This window comes from Geodermatophilus sp. SYSU D01105 (genome assembly GCF_054050095.1).
In genome coordinates this window covers 202,208-218,662 of record NZ_JBJGYR010000004.1, presented here as the reverse complement: position 1 = coordinate 218,662, position 16,455 = coordinate 202,208, and the positions used below count along the sequence as shown (strand labels likewise).

General features: G+C 73.0%; 19 protein-coding genes. 7 read left to right on the top strand and 12 right to left on the bottom strand.

Features of this window, described 5'->3' with window-relative positions; all coding sequences use genetic code 11:
* Positions 1-18 precede the first annotated feature (18 nt).
* The 11 genes from ACI79I_RS05545 to ACI79I_RS05495 all read right to left on the bottom strand — a co-directional run bounded on the left by ACI79I_RS05545 (position 19) and on the right by ACI79I_RS05495 (position 9,365).
* A complete protein-coding gene (locus ACI79I_RS05545; RefSeq protein ID WP_456991288.1) occupies positions 19-1,323 on the bottom strand; it encodes a FliI/YscN family ATPase in 1,305 nt (434 codons plus the stop codon).
* Positions 1,320-2,099, bottom strand: a complete 780-nt coding sequence (locus tag ACI79I_RS05540; RefSeq protein ID WP_456991287.1) for a FliH/SctL family protein — start codon at positions 2,097-2,099, stop codon at positions 1,320-1,322. Before ACI79I_RS05540 ends, ACI79I_RS05545 begins: the two co-directional genes overlap by 4 nt.
* Before the next feature lie 67 nt (positions 2,100-2,166).
* Positions 2,167-3,252: a flagellar motor switch protein FliG gene (gene fliG, locus ACI79I_RS05535; RefSeq protein WP_456991286.1), complete on the bottom strand. Its 1,086-nt coding sequence runs from the start codon at positions 3,250-3,252 to the stop codon at positions 2,167-2,169.
* Positions 3,249-4,835, bottom strand: coding sequence for a flagellar basal-body MS-ring/collar protein FliF (gene fliF / locus ACI79I_RS05530; protein ID WP_456991285.1), 1,587 nt, complete (start codon positions 4,833-4,835; stop codon positions 3,249-3,251). Before fliF ends, fliG begins: the two co-directional genes overlap by 4 nt.
* Positions 4,835-5,161, bottom strand: a complete 327-nt coding sequence (gene fliE, locus ACI79I_RS05525) for a flagellar hook-basal body complex protein FliE (RefSeq protein ID WP_456991283.1) — start codon at positions 5,159-5,161, stop codon at positions 4,835-4,837. Before fliE ends, fliF begins: the two co-directional genes overlap by 1 nt.
* The gene (flgC, locus tag ACI79I_RS05520; RefSeq protein WP_456991282.1) at positions 5,158-5,559 is read right to left on the bottom strand and encodes a flagellar basal body rod protein FlgC; all 402 of its coding nucleotides are present in this window, start codon (positions 5,557-5,559) and stop codon (positions 5,158-5,160) included. Before flgC ends, fliE begins: the two co-directional genes overlap by 4 nt.
* 4 nt (positions 5,560-5,563) lie before the next feature.
* Positions 5,564-5,911 carry a flagellar basal body rod protein FlgB gene (locus ACI79I_RS05515; protein ID WP_456991281.1) on the bottom strand — a complete coding sequence of 116 codons (348 nt, stop codon included), beginning with the start codon at positions 5,909-5,911 and terminating at the stop codon, positions 5,564-5,566.
* Between the two features lie 311 nt (positions 5,912-6,222).
* The gene (locus ACI79I_RS05510; protein WP_456991280.1) at positions 6,223-6,609 is read right to left on the bottom strand and encodes a hypothetical protein; all 387 of its coding nucleotides are present in this window, start codon (positions 6,607-6,609) and stop codon (positions 6,223-6,225) included.
* On the bottom strand, positions 6,606-6,995 hold the full coding sequence (gene fliS, locus ACI79I_RS05505) for a flagellar export chaperone FliS (protein ID WP_456991279.1): 390 nt from the start codon (positions 6,993-6,995) through the stop codon (positions 6,606-6,608). The genes ACI79I_RS05510 and fliS overlap by 4 nt, the downstream gene beginning before the upstream one ends.
* 42 nt (positions 6,996-7,037) lie before the next feature.
* Positions 7,038-8,432 (bottom strand): flagellar filament capping protein FliD, encoded by a 1,395-nt coding sequence (fliD, locus tag ACI79I_RS05500; protein WP_456991278.1) that lies wholly within the window; start codon positions 8,430-8,432, stop codon positions 7,038-7,040.
* A gap of 96 nt (positions 8,433-8,528) precedes the next feature.
* Positions 8,529-9,365 carry a flagellin N-terminal helical domain-containing protein gene (locus ACI79I_RS05495; RefSeq protein ID WP_456991277.1) on the bottom strand — a complete coding sequence of 279 codons (837 nt, stop codon included), beginning with the start codon at positions 9,363-9,365 and terminating at the stop codon, positions 8,529-8,531.
* 343 nt (positions 9,366-9,708) lie between these two features.
* Here ACI79I_RS05495 and ACI79I_RS05490 point away from each other — a divergent pair, with 343 nt between their 5' ends.
* The gene (locus ACI79I_RS05490; protein WP_456991276.1) at positions 9,709-10,782 is read left to right on the top strand and encodes a glycosyltransferase family protein; all 1,074 of its coding nucleotides are present in this window, start codon (positions 9,709-9,711) and stop codon (positions 10,780-10,782) included.
* A 105-nt stretch (positions 10,783-10,887) separates the two neighbouring features.
* On the opposite strand, the gene ACI79I_RS05485 is transcribed toward ACI79I_RS05490, so the two are convergent.
* Positions 10,888-11,898 carry a sigma-70 family RNA polymerase sigma factor gene (locus ACI79I_RS05485; protein ID WP_456991275.1) on the bottom strand — a complete coding sequence of 337 codons (1,011 nt, stop codon included), beginning with the start codon at positions 11,896-11,898 and terminating at the stop codon, positions 10,888-10,890.
* Positions 11,899-12,074: 176 nt separating this feature from the next.
* Between ACI79I_RS05485 and ACI79I_RS05480 the strand changes: the two genes are divergently transcribed.
* From ACI79I_RS05480 to ACI79I_RS05455, 6 genes are all read left to right on the top strand, one after another.
* On the top strand, positions 12,075-12,560 hold the full coding sequence (locus ACI79I_RS05480) for a flagellar protein FlgN (RefSeq protein WP_456991274.1): 486 nt from the start codon (positions 12,075-12,077) through the stop codon (positions 12,558-12,560).
* Positions 12,557-14,020, top strand: coding sequence for a flagellar hook-associated protein FlgK (gene flgK, locus ACI79I_RS05475; RefSeq protein WP_456991273.1), 1,464 nt, complete (start codon positions 12,557-12,559; stop codon positions 14,018-14,020). The genes ACI79I_RS05480 and flgK overlap by 4 nt, the downstream gene beginning before the upstream one ends.
* Before the next feature lie 4 nt (positions 14,021-14,024).
* Positions 14,025-14,930, top strand: a complete 906-nt coding sequence (gene flgL / locus ACI79I_RS05470; RefSeq protein WP_456991272.1) for a flagellar hook-associated protein FlgL — start codon at positions 14,025-14,027, stop codon at positions 14,928-14,930.
* Positions 14,927-15,331 carry a flagellar assembly protein FliW gene (fliW, locus tag ACI79I_RS05465; RefSeq protein WP_456991271.1) on the top strand — a complete coding sequence of 135 codons (405 nt, stop codon included), beginning with the start codon at positions 14,927-14,929 and terminating at the stop codon, positions 15,329-15,331. The genes flgL and fliW overlap by 4 nt, the downstream gene beginning before the upstream one ends.
* A gap of 68 nt (positions 15,332-15,399) precedes the next feature.
* Positions 15,400-15,705 carry a carbon storage regulator CsrA gene (gene csrA, locus ACI79I_RS05460; protein WP_456991270.1) on the top strand — a complete coding sequence of 102 codons (306 nt, stop codon included), beginning with the start codon at positions 15,400-15,402 and terminating at the stop codon, positions 15,703-15,705.
* A 202-nt stretch (positions 15,706-15,907) separates the two neighbouring features.
* Positions 15,908-16,375, top strand: coding sequence for a hypothetical protein (locus ACI79I_RS05455; RefSeq protein WP_456991269.1), 468 nt, complete (start codon positions 15,908-15,910; stop codon positions 16,373-16,375).
* The last annotated feature ends 80 nt before the right edge of the window (positions 16,376-16,455 follow it).

The window sequence follows — 16,455 nt, the reverse complement described above, 5'->3', positions numbered from 1 at the left end:
GGCTCCCGGTCGTGGCTCTCACGCCGACCGGATGATGCGGTTCAGCCAGGCCCAGGCCTCGGCCGCCGGGGTCAGCTCGCCGGTGGACTGCTGGAGGAAGGACTCGATCGCCGGGGCCAGCTGCCGGGCCCGGTCGATGAGCGGGTCCGAGCCGGCCTGGTAGGCGCCGATCTCGATGAGCTCCTTGACGTCGCGCAGGGCGCCCATCAGCCGCCGGATCTCGCGGGCGTCGGCCATCTGCGCCGGCGGGACCACCGCCCCGGCGACCCGCGAGATCGACTCGAGGACGTCGATGGCCGGGAAGTGCCCCGCGGTGGCCAGCTTGCGGGTGAGCACGACGTGCCCGTCGAGGATGGAGCGGGCGGTGTCGGCGATCGGCTCGTTGTGGTCGTCGCCGTCGACGAGGACGGTGTAGAGCCCGGTGATCGACCCGGTGGCGGCCGTGCCGGCCTTCTCCAGCAGCCGCGGCATCATCGCGAACACGCTCGGCGGGTAGCCCCGGGTCGCCGGCGGCTCCCCGGCGGAGAGCCCGACCTCGCGCTGGGCCATCGCCGTCCGGGTGATGGAGTCCATGAGCAGCAGGACGTCGCGGCCCTGGTCGCGGAACCCCTCGGCGATGCGGGTGGCGACGAACGCGGCCTTGAGCCGCACCAGCGGGGGCTCGTCGGAGGTGGCGACCACGACGACGGTGCGCGCCATCCCCTCGGGCCCGAGGTTCTCCTCGAGGAACTCCTTGACCTCGCGGCCACGCTCGCCGATCAGGCCGATGACCCGCACGTCGGCGTCGGTGCCCCGGGTGATCTGGGCCAGCAGCGTGGACTTTCCCACGCCGGAGCCGGCGAAGATGCCCAGCCGCTGTCCCTTGCCGATCGGGACCATCGTGTCGAGGACCCGGACGCCGGAGGTGAGCGGCTCGGCCACCCGGCTGCGCGCGAGCGGGTGCGGGGTCTCGCTGGACAGGTCGACGAACTCCAGCCCGGCGTCCAGCGGCGGGCCCCCGTCCACCGGCCGGCCGAGGCCGTCGAGGACGCGGCCCAGCAGCGCCTCGCCGACCGGCACCTGCAGCGGCATGCCGGTGGCGCGCACCGGGGCGCCGGAGTGCACGCCCGACAGCTCGCCGAGCGGCATGCAGGTCAACCGGTCGCGGGTGACCGCGACGACCTCGCCGAGCAGCCCCCGGGGCCCCGGGTTGACCTCCACCAGGTCGCCGACGGCGGCGACGATGCCCTCCACCGCCAGGGTCAGGCCCATGGCACCGACGACCTGTCCGGTCAGCTCCGGGCGGGCTGCGGCCCGCGCGCGGTCGAGCAGTCCGACACTCACGGGGCGAGCACCGCCCGGACCCGCTGCAGCGCGGTGCCGAGCTGGGCGTCGACGCGGGAGGGGCCGGTCTCGGCGATCGCACCGGCCCGCTCCACCGCGACGTCGGCGACGACCCGGACGGTGTCGGGCAGCTCGGCCAGCGCCTCGGCGGGGATCTCCCGGAGGTCGTCGGGGTGCAGGCGGACGACGGTCGGCGCGTCGGCCGGGCACAGGGTCAGCGCCCGCCGGACGGCGTCGAGCGCGGGGGAGTCGGCGATCGCGAGCTCCCGGCAGAGGAGGTCCTCGACGAGGGTGAGCACGATGGAGATGACCGAGTCGCGGACGTCCTCGGCCACCGGCAGCGCGGCCTCCTCGAGCTGGGTGACCGCCGCGCCCAGTGCCGCGGTGGCCGAGACCAGCCGCCGCTCCCACCGGGCCTGCACCTCGGCGAGCCGCTCCTCGGCGGCGCGCTCGGCCTCGGCGACGACGCTCTCGGCGGCCAGCACACCCTCCGCGTGCCCGGCGGCGAAGCCCTCCCGGCGGGCGTGCTCGCGCAGCCGGGCCAGCTCCTCGGCGTAGACGTCACCGAGCCGGAACGAGCTCCGGTTGGCCGGCACCGGCATGTCCGCGGCCCGGCGGACCGTGGTCCGCCGCTCGCCGGTCGGCTGCACCGGGACCGCGCGCGTGTAGGGCGCCGGCTTGGCCGCCGTGTCCCCGCGCAGGAGCGCCGACTCCCGGGGCTGCCGGCGCCCCGACGCCGCAGGGACGCCCGGGGCCGCGGCCTCAGGCCGTGTCATCTGTCGTGACTCCGCGCGGCGGTCCGCTCCTCGCTCGTTCCTCGCTGCGATGCTCCCGCGGCTGTCGTCACGAGACGAAGTCATCGTCGCCACCGCGCGAGATCGTCAGGGCGCCCTGCTCCTCGAGGGTCCGGATGACGCCGACGACCTTGGCCTGGGCCTCCTCGACCGTCCGCGTGCGCACCGGGCCGAGCAGCTCGATCTCCTCCGCGAGGTTCTCCGCGGCGCGCTCGGAGAGGTTGCGGACCACCTTGTCGCGCACGTCGGGGCGCACGCCCTTGAGCGCGGTGGCCAGGTCGTTGGCCTCGACCTCGCGGAGCACCAGCTGCAGCGAGCGGTCGTCGATGGTGACGATGTCCTCGAACACGAACATCTGGGCCCGGACCTGCTCGGCGAGCTCGGGGTCGGTGCTGTCCAGCCACTCGAGGATCGACCGCTCGGTCGGGCGCGGCGAGCGGTTGATGATCTCCACGAGGGTCTCGACACCGCCGACCGTGCTCATGTCCTGGTGCGCGAGCAGCGAGCCCATGCGCCGGCCGAGCTCCTCCTCGACCAGCCGGACCATCTCCGGCGAGGTGCGGTCCATCGTCGCGATCCGGTGGGCGACCGCGGCCTGCTGCTCGGGGGCGAACCCGGAGAGCACCTCGGCGGACTGCGCCGCCGTCAGGTGGGCCAGCACCAGGGCGATGGTCTGCGGGTGCTCGTCCTTGAGGAAGGTGACCAGCTGGCGCACGTCGACGTTGCGCAGCGAGGCGAAGGGCACCTCGGTGTAGACGACGTTGAGCCGGGAGAGGATGCCGTCGGCCTTCTCCTCGCCCAGGCCCGCGGCGAGGATCTCGCGGGCGAAGTCCACGCCGCCGCGCCCCACGAACCGCTGCGCGCTCATGAGGTGGTGGAACTCCTCGAGGACGCCGTCGACGTCGTCGGCCTCCACCGTGCCGAGCTTCATCAGCTCGCGGGTGATCTGCTCGACCTCCCGCGGGCGCATCTTGGCCAGCAGCGCGCCGGCCTCGTCCTTGCTCAGCTGCGCGATGAAGACCGCCGCCTTGCGGACGCCGGGCATCTCCGGGCGCTGCCGCACCGCCGGCAGGACGGCGGTCTGGGCGGCGGCCGGCACCACGCCGGCCATCTGCTCCACACTGGCCAGCGTCATGCCTTGCTCCCACTCTCACTGAGCCACCCGCGGAGCATGGCCGCGACCTCGTCGGGCTTCTCGCTCACCATCGTGGCGATCTCGCCGCGCACCCGGGCCCGCTCGGCCGCCTCGAGCTCGGCCTGGGCGCTGTCGACCGGGATCTCGCGGGTGCTCTCGATGCGGATCCGGTCGAGCTCGGCCATCACGTCGTCGGGCAGCTCCAGCGGCTCATAGTCCTCCTCGGCGTCCTGCCGGCGGCGCGAGCGCAGCCAGACGACGAGCACGAGCAGGGCGATGCCCAGGGCGATGCCACCGGTCTTGATCATCGACCACATCTGCGCCTGCCGCTCGGCCTCCTGAGCGGCCTCGAGCTCGGCGGCGGCCTGGTCGGCGGCGGTCGTGTCGAAGGCCATGGAGGCGACGGTGATGTCGTCACCGCGCGCCGGGTCGAGACCGACGGCGTTGCCGATCAGGTCCTGGACCTGGTTCTGGTTGAGGTTGCCGGCGACCGCCTGGTCCATGACGACCGAGACGGTGAGCCGGTTGATGGCCCCCGGTGCGCCGGTGACCGTCTCGACGGTCTCCCCGACGGCGTTGTTCGAGGTGGTCGACTCCTTGTTGTAGGCCGAGTCGCCGTTCCCACCGGCGTCCGCGGTGTTCTCCGGGCCCAGCACGCCGCCGACGGTGGCGCCGCTGCCCGTGTACTCCTCGGTCGTCGTGCTCTCCGAGATCGGCGGGGTGCCGTCCTCGTAGGTGTAGGTCTTGGAGGTGGTGTCGCGCTGGTTCAGGTCGAGGTCGGCGCGCACCGACACCTGGGCGTTGCCGGGGCCGAGGACGCGGTCGAGGATGGTCTGCGCGTTGCCCGCCAGCCGCGCCTCGTACTCCTGCTCGAGCTGCGACCGCGCGTCGCCGGCGGCGGCCGTCACGCCCTGGCCGGGTGCCGAGAGCACCGCACCGGTCGAGTCCGCGACGGTGACCTGGTCGGCCTCCATGCCCTCGATGCTGGAGGAGACCAGGTTCGTCACCGCCTGGATCTGCTCGCCGCTGAGGGTGGTGCCGGGCGCGAGGTCGAGCAGCACCGAGGCGGTGGGCTCCTTCTCGTCGGAGACGAAGACCTCGTCCTCGGGCAGCGCCACGTGCACCACCGCGGACCGGACGCCCTCCAGCGCCTCCAGGGTCTTGGCCAGCTCCCCCTCCAGGGCGCGCTGGTAGGAGACCTGCTGCTGGAACTCGCTGGTGGTGATGCCCTGCTCCTCGAGCAGCGCGTACCCGGTGTCGGAACCGGCGGGCAGGCCCTTGCCGCTCATCGACAGCCGCAGGTCGTAGACCTGGTCGTTGGGGACCATGATCGTCCCGCCGCCGTCGGCGAGCTCGTAGGCGACGCCCGAGGCGTTGAGCTCGTCGACGATCGCCGAGGCGTCGGTCGAGGCCAGGTTGGAGAACAGTGGCGCCATCGTCGGTGCGGTGCTCCACCGGACGAAGAAGAACCCGCCGAGGAGCAGCCCGACGACCAGGAGGCCGATGACGACCTTCTGGCCGAGGCTGATCGTGGACAGCGTGGAGCGGATCCGCTCCAGCGGCCCGGCGAGGGCGGCAGGCATCAGACCGGCATCCTCATGATCTCGGTGAAGGCCTCAACCGCCTTGTTCTTGATGGTCACGACCATCTCGGTGGCGAGCTTCGCCTCGTTGGCGGCGATCATGTAGTCGTGCACGTCGCGCAGGTCGCCGGTGGCGGCCTGGACGGCGAGGTCGTTCGACGCGGACTGCGCTGACGCGACCTGGTCCAGCGCCGAGGTCAGGACGTCGGCGAAGCCGGAGCCGGAGACCGCGGACGTGCCGGCGGTCGGCTCGGAGATCGCGGCGACGTCGCCGATGACCGGGGTCGGCACGGTGGGGAACGAGATGCCCCCGATGGGCGAGGTCATGAGCCCTTCCCGAGCTGCAGGGCGGCCTGGTAGGCGTTCGTCGCCCGCTCCATGGTCGCGAGGTTCGCCTGGTAGCCGCGCTGGGCCATGATCAGGTTGGTCATCTGCTCACCGAGGTCGATGTCGGGGTACCTGACGTAGCCCTCGGCGTCGGCCAGCGGGTTGTCCGGCTCGTGCACCAGCCGGCCCTCGGCGCTGCCGAACTCGGCCCGGGCCACGCGCACGCCGCCCTCCCCGGAGCCGTAGTCGACGGCCTGCGCGACGATGAACCGCTCCTGGAAGGCGTCCTCGTCGGCGCTGGTCACCGTGTTGATGTTCGAGATGTTGTCCGAGACGGCGTCCAGCCACTTGCGGTGGGCGAGCAGGCCGGACCCGGCGACGTTGAGGCTGTCGAACACCGCGTCACGCCGTCCGCAGGGCCGTGCGCAGGACGCTGTACTTGCCGTCGAGCGCGTTGAGGGCCAGCTGGTAGCGCAGGCCGGTCTCGGTGGCGATGACCGTCTCGCTGTCGAGGTTCACGTTGTTCCCGTTCGTGTTCGTCGGCTCCAGCGAGCGGGCCACGGTGCCGCTCCCGACCGTCGGGGTCCGCCCGCTGCCGAGCTGGCTCTTCAGGCTGGACTCGAAGTCGACGCGGCCGGCCAGGAAGCCCGGGGTGTTGACGTTCGCGATGTTGTCCGCGGTGACGCGCTGCCGCCCGGCCAGCCCGCTCAGGGCGGCGTGCAGCGTCGTCATGGTGACGTCGCCGATCATCGGGCGACCACCACGTGGGCAGGGCAGCAGGGCACGATCGGCCTCCGGGTACGTCAGGAGACACTCGCGAGCGAGTGAGAGGGCCGCCGATCCGTGGCGAAGGTGGTGCTGTCCGTGCCCTCCCGTCATCGGCGTCCCCGGTGGCCGCCGTGACCGGGCGGCCACGACGCGAGTGACCGGAGTCGACGGACGGGGTGGACGGGGTGGATGTGACGACCGCGAGTGTGCGGCCCGGTACCCCGCGGAACGACCGAGCCCCCCCGTCGCGCCGGGTGGCGCCACGGGGGGCTCGGGGGAGTGCGGTCTCGGGGCTACAGGGCCCGGTCGATGAAGGAGGCCACGGGCCGGGGCGGCCCGTAGGACATGCGCGCGGCGACGTCGCGCTGCCGGCGGGACTGGATGATCCGCTCGACGAGCTCCTCGGCCACGGCCAGTTGGTGCTGGAGCAGGCGCGCGGCGCGTTCCCGCAGGTCCTGCGGGAGGGGCCCCAGCCCGGACGGCGGTACCCAGTCCTGGACCCGGCGGGCCCGCGCCGCGGCCGCCGCGGCGCCGTCCTCGGACGGCTCGGCGGAGGCCGGGTCGCCGGCGGTCAGCGTGGCCTCGGCGGCGAGGACCTCGCCCTCGAGCTCGTCCAGGACGGTGGCCCAGTCGGAGGGCTGCCCGTCCCGGCCGGCGGCCGAGGGGCGCGGGGTGGTCATGCCGGGGTCGCGGCCAGGGTGGCGGCGGCCTGCCGCCACGCGTCCCGGAGCGGCTCGACGACCTGCCGGCAGGACGCGACCCGGTTGCGGTCGCCCTTGACGGAGGCCTGCAGCATCTCGGTGATCAGCCACGTGTAGAGCGCAGCCAGGCGCGGTCCGCCCTCCCAGGCCTCGACGCGCAGGCTGCTGCGCAGCTCGAAGACGACGTCCTGCGCGTGCTTGAGCTGCTCCCCGGCCTCCTGGCGGTCGCCTGCGGCCAGGGCGCCCTCCGCGCGCTCGAGGTCGAGGGCCAGCCGGTCGTAGAGCATGACCAGCAGCTGCTGGGGGGAGGCAGTGGCGACGGAGTCACCCATGTACCGGGCGCGCAGCGCAGCGGCGGTGCTCATCAGTTCTCTCCTCGGGCTCGCGCGAGCGTCAGGTGGTCAGGGTCAGGACGACGAGGTGCTCGGCAGCGAGCCGAGCTGGGCGGACAGCCAGCTCCCCTGGCTCTTGAGCGTGGCCAGCGCCGTCTCCATGGCGGTGAACTGGGCGGTGAGGCTCGCACGGCGGATCTCCAGCCGGCGGTCCCAGGCCTCGACCTGGTCCTCGAGGTCGCCGGCCAGGGTGTCCTTGCTCTTGGCGAGCATGACCAGGGTGCCGGTGGTCGTGTCCGAGGCGGACTTGGCCAGCGCGGCGAGCTTGGCCGCCACACCGACCGGGGACGTGACGTTGTCCGCGGTGGTGGCCAGGTCGAGGTCCGGGCCGGCCGTCGTCGTGGTGGAGGTGAACATCCGCTGCACCACGGTGGGGTCGGCCGAGAGCTTGGCGACGAACGCCGTCTTGTCGAAGCTGTAGCGCCCGTCCCGGGTCAGCTGGAGGCCGACCTGCGCGGCCGACCCGTCCCCGCCGACGGCGTAGGACAGGACGTCGAGGACCTGCGTGGCCAGCTGCCGGAGCGCGCTGTCGCCCTTGAGGATCGCGGAGCTGCTGTCGGCGTCGGAGTAGGACGAGATGGCGCTGAGCAGGTCGTTGGCGGCGTTCACCAGCGTCTGGACCTTGGCGGCGACGGCGTCCGGGTCCTTGGTGACGTTGAGGGTGACGCCGGTCTCCGGCTTGCTGACCGTGATCGTCGTGCCGTCCACCAGGCCGGTGAAGCTGTTGGTCGCCGACGTCATGGTGTAGCCGGCGCCGGTGTCCCCGACGGAGATCTGGGCGTCGGAGGCCTGCGTGACCGTCGAGAAGCCGGTGCCGGAGAACTGCGAGGCCGCGCCGGTCTTGGTCGCGGAGATCTGGAGGCGGTACTCGGTGGGCGACGTGCGCACGGCCGTCGCGGCGAGCCCGAGGGTGGTGTCCGCGTTGATGGCGGCGGCGGCCTCGGCGAGGGTCGCGGTCCCGTTCCCGTCGCGGTCGAGGGAGATGGTCTTCGTCGCTCCGCCGACGGTGAGGGTGAGGCTGTTCGTGCCGTAGGCGACGTCCGACGCGCTCTTGTCGGCGGCGACCGACCACTTCTGGTCGCTGATCACCGCGTGGGCCTTGGCCACCTTGTCGACGGTGAAGGTGACCGAGCCGGTGGCCGCGGTGCTCGAGGTGACCGCGGAGGCGGTGGTGGAGGAGGTGGTGGCCTTGGCGGCGGTCCAGGCGGTGTCCTTGGTGAGCGCCTCGGCGGCCGTGCGGAGGGCGTCGAACCGGGTGTTGACCGCGCGGTAGGCGGTCGCCTGGGACTGCGTGCTCGACAGGCGCTGCTGGAGCAGGGTCTGCGGGTTGGCCTCGACCTGCATCAGCTGGTCGATGATCGAGGCGGTGTCCAGGCTGGACACCAGACCGCTGATGCTGATGCCTGCCAAGCCGGCTCCTGGGGGGTCTCGTCGGGACGGTGTGGGGAGACGCGGTGAGGGGGGAGGCCGGGGCCTCCCCCCTCACCGGGTGGTGTTAGCCGGGGATCAGCCCAGCAGTCGCAGGATGTTCTGCGACGCCGCGTTGGCCTGGGCCAGCATGGCGGTGCCGGCCTGGCTCAGGATCTGGGTCCGGGAGAAGTTGGTCATCTCCTGGGCCATGTCCGTGTCGCGGATCCGGGACTCCGACGCGGTCAGGTTCTCGGCCGTGACGCTGAGGTTCTTCACGGTGTGCTCGAACCGGTTCTGCAGCGCACCGAGGTCGGCGCGAGCGGTCGACACCTCCTTGATGGCGGCGTCGATGGTGCCGATGGCGCCGGAGGCCCCCGAGGCGGAGGTCAGGTCGACGCCGCTGACGCCGAGGTGGTTCTGACCGAAGCCCTCGTTGGCCACACCCGACTTGATGCTCACCGTGATGGTGTCGCCGGAGGCGTAGCCGACCTGGAAGGCCTTGCTGGAGAACGAGCCGTCGAGCAGGTTGACGTTGTTGAACGTCGTCTTGTTCGCGATCCGGTCCAGCTCCTCGCGCAGCGCGTCGGACTCCGCGTCGAGCGCCTTGCGGGAGTCGGCGTCGTTGCTGCCGTTGGACGCCTGGACGGCCAGGTCGCGCATGCGCTGCAGGATGGCGTGCGTCTCGGTGAGAGCACCCTCAGCGGTCTGCACGACGGAGATGCCGTCCTGCGTGTTGCGGATGGCGACCTTGAGGCCACCGATCTGCGAACGCAGGCCCTCGGAGATCGCCAGCCCGGCCGCGTCGTCGGCGGCACGGTTGATGCGGTAACCGGAGGACAGCTTCTCCAGGGACTTGCCCATCTGGTTGTCCGTGACGGACAGGTTGCGGTAGGCGTTGAGCGCCGCGATGTTGGTGTTGACGCTGAGACCCATGGTGTTCCTCCTTGGACGGTGGGTCGTACTGGTCCCGCTGGCATCCGTGCTGGCGGGTGGTGCGTCTGGGGTAACGGCGGCCTCCGGGGACTCCTTGAGCCGAAACCGGGGACTTTTCCGCGCGGGCTCCCCCGGAGGGGTCCCGTGCACCGGGGACGGCGGCCGCACCTGCGGGGACGGTGCGCGCGTGGCGACACCTGCCGAACCCCGGCGCCGACCTTGGGGGACATGTGGACGGCGCGGGTGCGCGCGGGTGACCGATGGGTCACCTAGCGTGGCCGGTTGCTCCGCCCGGCCCCTCCGTCGCCGCGGCGTACCGCCACCCCGGAAGGGACTCCCGACCATGAAGGTCCTGATCTCCTCGACCCACTTCGCCGGGTCGCTGTACTACCGCGCCACCGCGCCGGCCGAGGCCGTCAACGCCGCAGGCCTCGGCGTGGACGTCGAGGTGAGCTACGGGCTCGCCACCACGATGGACGGGCCGCCGGACGACCCGGACTCCTCGGTGGTGGCGGTCGACGCGCAGGGGGCCGACGTCGTCGTCCTGCAGCTGCCCAAGACCAAGGCGGCGCTGGAGATGCTGCGCCTGCTGCAGGCCCAGGGCGTCGCCGTCGTCGTCGAGATGGACGACCTGTTCACCGCCATCTCCTACGGCCACATGGGCTACGACGTCCTGATCCGCCACAACGTCGCCAAGTGGGCCGCCCTCTGCGCCCGCGAGGCCGACCTGGTCACCGTGACCAGCCCGGCGCTGCTGGAGGAGTACGCGGCGCACGGCCGCGGCGCGGTGGTCCCCAACGCCGTCCCGCGCCGGCTCGCCGAGCTGCCGCCGGCGTACGAGCGCGAGCCCGAGGTGGTCACCGTCGGCTGGACCGGCTCGGTGGCCAGCCACCCCTACGACCTGCAGGTCATGGAGTCCGGGCTGCAGCAGGGCCTGGACCGCACCCGGGGGCGCAGCCGGTTCATGGTCCTCGGCCAGGCGCTGGACGCGCAGAAGCGGCTGCACCTGCCCGAGCCGCCGCTGGAGGTCGAGTGGAAGCGCGAGGTCGAGGACTACGTCCAGGCCGTGGGTGAGCTGTTCGACGTGGGCCTCGCGCCGCTGCGGCTGGACCGCTTCAACGAGTGCAAGAGCTGGCTGAAGGTCATGGAGTACTCGGCTCGCGGGGTCTTCTCCATCCGGTCGCTCACGGCGGAGTACGAGCGGCTCGGCCTGGGCATGCGCGCCAAGCGACCCCGCGACTGGGCCGGCCACATCGCCCGAGCCGTCGAGGACGCCGACTTCCGGCGCGAGACCGCCGCGGCGGCCCGTGAGCGCGTCCTCGCCGGCCACCTGACCGAGCACACCGCCGAGCGGTGGGTGGCGGCGTGGCAGCGAGCGGCGGACAACCGGGCCCGGGCCGGGCGGCTGAGCGCCTGACCCCCGGGCCGCCGGAGCCGGCACCCCGGCGCCGGCGGCCGCCACGGAGACGACGACCGCCCGCGTCCTCCTGCAGGACGCGGGCGGTCGTCGTCTGCGCTGCCCTCAGGCGGGGCGGGCGGCGTCGCGTGCCACCGCTGTCCAGGGGTTGCGGTGGGCGGGTGCGTGCGCGGCCGAGCGTGCGGGGACCGCGGCGGCGTGCGACGCGGGCACGGGGGCCGCCGGCCGCGGGGAGGGGAGCGGCGGGGCGTTGCGGCCGGCCACCCGGTCGACGTACGAGCGCTGCTGGTTGCGGGCGCGCACGCCTCCGCCGGCGGCCACCGGGGTGCCCTCCCACAGCTCGCTCATCGCGGCGTGCAGCAGGGTCAGCGCGCGGGCGCGCATCTGCGAGACGCGGGAGAGGGTCACCCCCAGGTCGCTGGCGATGTCGGTGAGCGACTCCCCACCGAAGAAGTTCCGCTCGACCACCTCGTCGAGGCGATCGGGCAGGGCGCGGATCGCCTCGTGCAGGTAGCGGGTCCGCTCACCCCTCAGCACGGCGCGCTCCGGTGACTCGCCGGCGTCGGGCAGGTCCAGCGAGGACCCGTCCGGACCGGTGTCGGCGTCGATGCTGACCATGACCGCCCGGTGGACGTCGACCTGCAGGGACTCCAGCTCGCTGGTCGCCATGCCCAGGCTCGCGGCGAGCTCCTCGCGCGTCGGGGGGCGCCCGAGCTGCATGGCGAGGGCGTCGGCCGCGGCGTCCGTGCGGCGGGCCGCGGCCCGCACCGAGCGGCTGGCCCAGTCGCCCGAGCGCAGCTCGTCGAGGACCGCGCCCTGCAGCCGGGCCAGGGCGTAGGTGGCGAAGGACGCACCCGCCGACGGGTCGAACCGGCGCGCCACCTCGACCAGCGCCACCTTCGCGCAGGAGAGCAGGTCCTCCCGGCTGACGTGGCCCGGCAGCGAGATCCGGGACGCGACCGCGTTGACGGCGAACGCGGCGAGCGGCAGGTGCTCGGTCACGAGGGCGTCGACGTCCCGGGCGGGAACGTCGCGAGCCGGGAGGTCCCGGTCGGGGGCGGCGAGGGGCCGCGGGGCGGGGGGCCGCTCGACCGCCGGGGCGCGCGATGCTCTCACGTCCTCCTTCTCGGCAGCCCCGGGCCCGAGTGGGACCCCTTGTCGACAGGAATCCCTCCCGACTTGAGGACCTCGGCTTGAGGGGTCCCCCGGACGTGCCGATGGCAGTTCCTGAGAACCCGCTGGCGGCACCAGGGATCAGCCGGGCGGGGACCGATCGGGAAGGCGGTGAGGGCGTGGACCACCAGCACCTGTCGACGCTGCTCTGGCGGGAGCAGGAACTGCTCGACCTGCTGCTGTTCAAGGCGGAGGAGAAGCAGTACCTCATCGTCACGGGCAAGACCCGCTGGCTGGCGCGCATCGCCCACGAGATCGAGGTCGTCCTCGACCAGCTGCGCACCCTCGAGGTGGAGCGCGCGGCGACCACCGAGGTGCTCGCCGAGCGTCTCGGGGTGGGGGGCAATCCGTCACTGCGGAAGCTGGCCGAGTCGGCGCCGGCGCCGTGGAACGACCTGTACGCCAAGCACCACGAGGCGCTGCTGGTGCTCGTCACCGAGCTGCGGGGCCTCTCCGACGCCAACCGCGAGCTGATCGAGGGTGGCCTGGCCGCCATCGGCGACGCACTCCTGTCGGTCAAGGCCCCCTCGGCGGGGACCTACGGGGCCACGGGGCGCAGCGACGAGCGGGCGCACCGCGCGGTGACGCTGGACGGGGCCCTGTGAGCACCTTCAGCGGGCTCAACACCGCGACGACCGCGCTCTGGGCGGCCCAGCGCGGCCTGGACGTCACCGGCCAGAACATCGCCAACGTCAACACCGAGGGCTACTCGCGCCAGCGGGTCACCCTGCAGGCGATGGGTGGCACCGCCGTCCCGGCGATCCACTCGGTGGCCAGTCAGGTCGGCTCGGGGGTGAGCTCCGACGAGATCATCCGCATCCGGGACGCGTTCCTCGAGGGCCGGGCGCAGGTCGAGTCCGCGCGCACCGCTGGGCTCACGGTCTCCAGCGAGGCCCTCGCGCAGATCGAGGCGGCGTTCCGCGAGCCGGGGACCAGCGGCATCCAGAGCATGCTCGCCGACGTCTGGTCCGGCTTCAGCGACCTGGCCAACAAGCCGACCGAGCCGGCGGCGCGCAGCCAGGTCCTGGAGCGGCTCGACATCCTGGCCCGGGGCATCCGCACCACCAGCGCGACGCTCGACCAGCAGTGGACGCAGACCCGCGACAACCTGCAGGCGCTGGTGACCGAGGTGAACGCCACGTCCCGGTCGATCGCGGACCTGAACTCGGCCATCCGGTCGGCGAGCCAGGCGGGCCTGCCGGTGAACGAGCTCTCCGACCGGCGCGACCTGCTCGTGCAGTCCCTCGCCAAGCAGGTCGGCGGCACCTCGATCCCCGGCAAGGACGGGATGGTGGACGTCGTCGTCGGTGGCACCACCCTGGTCTCGGGGACCGACGTGCTCGGGATGGAGCTGGTCGGGGCGGACGAGCCCGGCGCCCTCGGGACGGACGGCGAGCCGCGGGTGCGGACCGTGCCCGGCGGGACCACCCTGACCCTCGGCGGCACCGGCGGGGGACAGGTCCAGGCCCTGACCACCACGATCCCCAAGTACCGCGAGAAGCTGGACGAGGTCGCGCAGGACCTGGCGCGCAGCCTCAACGGCGTGCAGACCACCGGCTACGACGCGAAGGGCGAGCTCGGTGAGCCGCTGTTCGGGAACGGTCCCGGGACGGGCGCCGTCGACCCCGCGACGGTGACGGCGGCCAACATCACGCTGCGCATCACCAAGCCCGAGCAGCTGGCTGCGGCGAGCATGTCCCCGGACGACCTGAAGTCGCCGACGGACACCTCCACCACCCCGGGCCCGATCTCGGCCGACGGCATCAACGCCGACCGGTTCTTCCAGCTCAGCCGGCAGCCCGACGGCGTGGACGCCGGCTACCGCGCGCTGGTCGTGGCACTCGGCGTCGAGTCCGCAGTCGCCGAGCGGGACCTCACGGTCCAGTCGGTGATCTCCACCCAGGTGGACGCGTCCCGCGAGTCGGTGTCGGGGGTCAACCTCGACGAGGAGATGACGAACATGCTCTCGTTCCAGCACGCCTACAGTGCCGCCGCCCGGATGGTGACGGCCATCGACGAGGCGCTGGACAAGCTCATCAACGGCACCGGCGTCGTGGGGCGGTGACCTGATGCGCATCACGCACCGCGCCGTCACGCAGACCGCTCTGCTGGGCCTGAACAGCAACCTGTCCGCGGTCGGCAAGCTGCAGCAGCAGCTCACCTCCGGCAAGCAGCTCAGTGCGCCGTCGGACTCGCCGACCGGGACCAACAAGGCGATGCAGGTCCGCCAGGACCAGAGCGCCGCGCTGCAGCACGCCCGCAACATCTCCGACGGGCGGACCCGGCTCGACGCGACCGACACCGCGCTGACCTCGGTCATCAGCCAGGTGCAGCGGGTCCGCAACCTCACCGTGCAGGGCATGAACACCGGCAACCTGTCCGAGACCTCCCGCGAGGCGATCAGCGTCGAGGTGGAGGCCCTGCGCGAGAGCCTGCTGGGCCTGGCCAACCAGACGATCGCCGGTCAGCCCATCTTCGGTGGGGTGACGACCGGGACCACCGCGTACGACCCGGACACCGGTGCCTACGTCGGCGTCGGCGGCGCCAACGGCGTCCCGGTGGTCGAGACGCGCCGACGGGTCTCCAACACCGAGGACGTCCGGATCGACGTGACCGGTCCCGAGGCCTTCGGCGACCCCGCTGCTGGTGACCTCTTCGCGGTCGTCAAGGACATCGCCGACCACGTCGTGGGCGACCCCGACGCGCTGACGGCGGACCTCGGCAGGCTCGACGTCGCGCTCACCCGGCTTTACAGCGCCACCTCCGCGGTCGGTGCCCGGTCGGCACGCCTCGAGGCCGCCACCCAGGTCAACGCCGATCTGCAGCTCACCCTGAAGTCGCAGCTCACCGAGGTCGAGGACATCGACATGGCGAAGACGATCATGGAGCTGAGCCAACAGCAGGTCGGGTACCAGGCGGCGCTGCAGGCCACCGCCAAGGTCATCCAGCCCACGCTCGTGGACTTCCTGCGATGACGCTGTCGGCCGTCGCGACGCTGCCCCTGCTGTCGCTCACCGAGGCGCTGCCCGGGTTCCCCGGCCACCGGGACTACGTGCTCGTCACCGCCGACGGCGACGGCCGGCTCTTCTGGCTCCAGTCGATGGCGCCCGAGGGGCCGCGGTTCCTGGCCGTGGACCCGGGCCGGTACTTCCCGGACTACGCGCCGGTGCTGCCGCGCCCGGTCTGCGCCGACCTGGAGCTCGAGGACCCCGTGGAGGCGCGGGTGTACTGCCTGCTCACCGTGCCGCCGGAGGGGCCGGCCGCGGCGACGGCGAACCTGCGCGCGCCGATCGTGGTGAACCCGGCGAACTGGCGGGCCGCGCAGGTCGTCCTCCCGGACCCCGCACATCCCATCCGGCGTCCCCTGCGCCGATAACTGATCCGGGCGGCTCCTCGGGGAACCGCCCAGCCACGGACGGCCACCACACCCACGGAGGGGTACAGATGCTCACTCTCACCCGCAGCGTCGGCGAGACCATCCGCATCGGCGACGACATCGAGGTCCACGTCGTCGAGGTCCGGGGCGGCACTGTCCGCCTGGGCTTCAAGGCGCCTCGCGAGGTGACCATCCACCGCGAGGAGGTCTACCGGCAGATCGCCGAGGCCAACCTCCTCGCGGCGCAGGTCACCGCCGACACCCTGGGCGCGCTGGCCGCCTTCGCCCCCGCGGCGGCCCCCGCGCCGGAGCCGGCCCCGGCCGGCGAGGGACCCGCAGGTCACGAGCCGGTCACGGAGGACGCCGCCGGCTGAGCAGAACTGACCGGGATCCGCCCCCTCGGGCTTGGCGGATCCTGCCGACGACCTCACCCGCGCTCCTGAGTGCGGCCACGACACGGGCAAGACCTGCCGAAGAGATGCCCTGACAACTGCGCACGGCACAGCGAGTGTTGTGCCGTTCCCGCGTCCTGGATGCGCGAGAGTTGCCCCAAGCACGTCACAGGGGGCAATCACCATGCAACACAGCGCAGTCAACGGGTCCGGCGCCGACGTCGCGACGCCGGAGGGCCTCGGCCTCGAGGCCGACACCGTGGTCGTGCACGTCCAGTTGCGGCCGCGGCGCGGTTCGACGCGGCGCTGCCTGGCCGTGCTGGCCGAGCTGGCCGGCGAGCACCCCTCGGTGTCGTTCTCGCTGACCGGGCTGAGCAAGGACGACCGGGTCGTGCGGGTGACCGTCGGCGTGGAGCTCGGCCCGCGGGCGGCGGTCGCCCGGTTCTCCCCGCAGGCGCAGGCCGCCTACGCCTTCGTCAGCGCGCTGTTCACGACGCTCTACGACCACATGCCGGTCTACACGGTCGAGCCCGGCGAGGCCGAGCGCGTCGCCGCGGCCGACCTCATGGCCCGGCTGGACGCGGGCGCTGTCGACGACTCCGTCGTCCCCGTGCCCCGGCAGTCGTCCCCGGCCGAGCAGATCCCCGCCTGACCACGGCCCCCTGCCCCCGCCACTCGCACGCTCGCGGCGGGGCCTCGCAGGGGGCCGCCCGTCCCCCGCGCCGGCGGACG

Excerpts from the sequence above, each read along its gene's own strand:
- csrA (WP_456991270.1), top strand. The coding sequence starts at position 15,400 with ATGCTCACTCTCACCCGCAGCGTCGGCGAGACCATCCGCATCGGCGAC.
- ACI79I_RS05455 (WP_456991269.1), top strand. The coding sequence starts at position 15,908 with ATGCAACACAGCGCAGTCAACGGGTCCGGCGCCGACGTCGCGACGCCG.
- fliE (WP_456991283.1), bottom strand. The coding sequence starts at position 5,161 with ATGACCTCGCCCATCGGGGGCATCTCGTTCCCCACCGTGCCGACCCCG.
- fliW (WP_456991271.1), top strand. The coding sequence starts at position 14,927 with ATGACGCTGTCGGCCGTCGCGACGCTGCCCCTGCTGTCGCTCACCGAG.
- ACI79I_RS05495 (WP_456991277.1), bottom strand. The coding sequence starts at position 9,365 with ATGGGTCTCAGCGTCAACACCAACATCGCGGCGCTCAACGCCTACCGC.
- ACI79I_RS05490 (WP_456991276.1), top strand. The coding sequence starts at position 9,709 with ATGAAGGTCCTGATCTCCTCGACCCACTTCGCCGGGTCGCTGTACTAC.
- ACI79I_RS05515 (WP_456991281.1), bottom strand. The coding sequence starts at position 5,911 with ATGATCGGCGACGTCACCATGACGACGCTGCACGCCGCCCTGAGCGGG.
- flgL (WP_456991272.1), top strand. The coding sequence starts at position 14,025 with ATGCGCATCACGCACCGCGCCGTCACGCAGACCGCTCTGCTGGGCCTG.
- fliG (WP_456991286.1), bottom strand. The coding sequence starts at position 3,252 with ATGACGCTGGCCAGTGTGGAGCAGATGGCCGGCGTGGTGCCGGCCGCC.
- ACI79I_RS05540 (WP_456991287.1), bottom strand. The coding sequence starts at position 2,099 with ATGACACGGCCTGAGGCCGCGGCCCCGGGCGTCCCTGCGGCGTCGGGG.
- fliF (WP_456991285.1), bottom strand. The coding sequence starts at position 4,835 with ATGCCTGCCGCCCTCGCCGGGCCGCTGGAGCGGATCCGCTCCACGCTG.
- ACI79I_RS05510 (WP_456991280.1), bottom strand. The coding sequence starts at position 6,609 with ATGACCACCCCGCGCCCCTCGGCCGCCGGCCGGGACGGGCAGCCCTCC.
- fliS (WP_456991279.1), bottom strand. The coding sequence starts at position 6,995 with ATGAGCACCGCCGCTGCGCTGCGCGCCCGGTACATGGGTGACTCCGTC.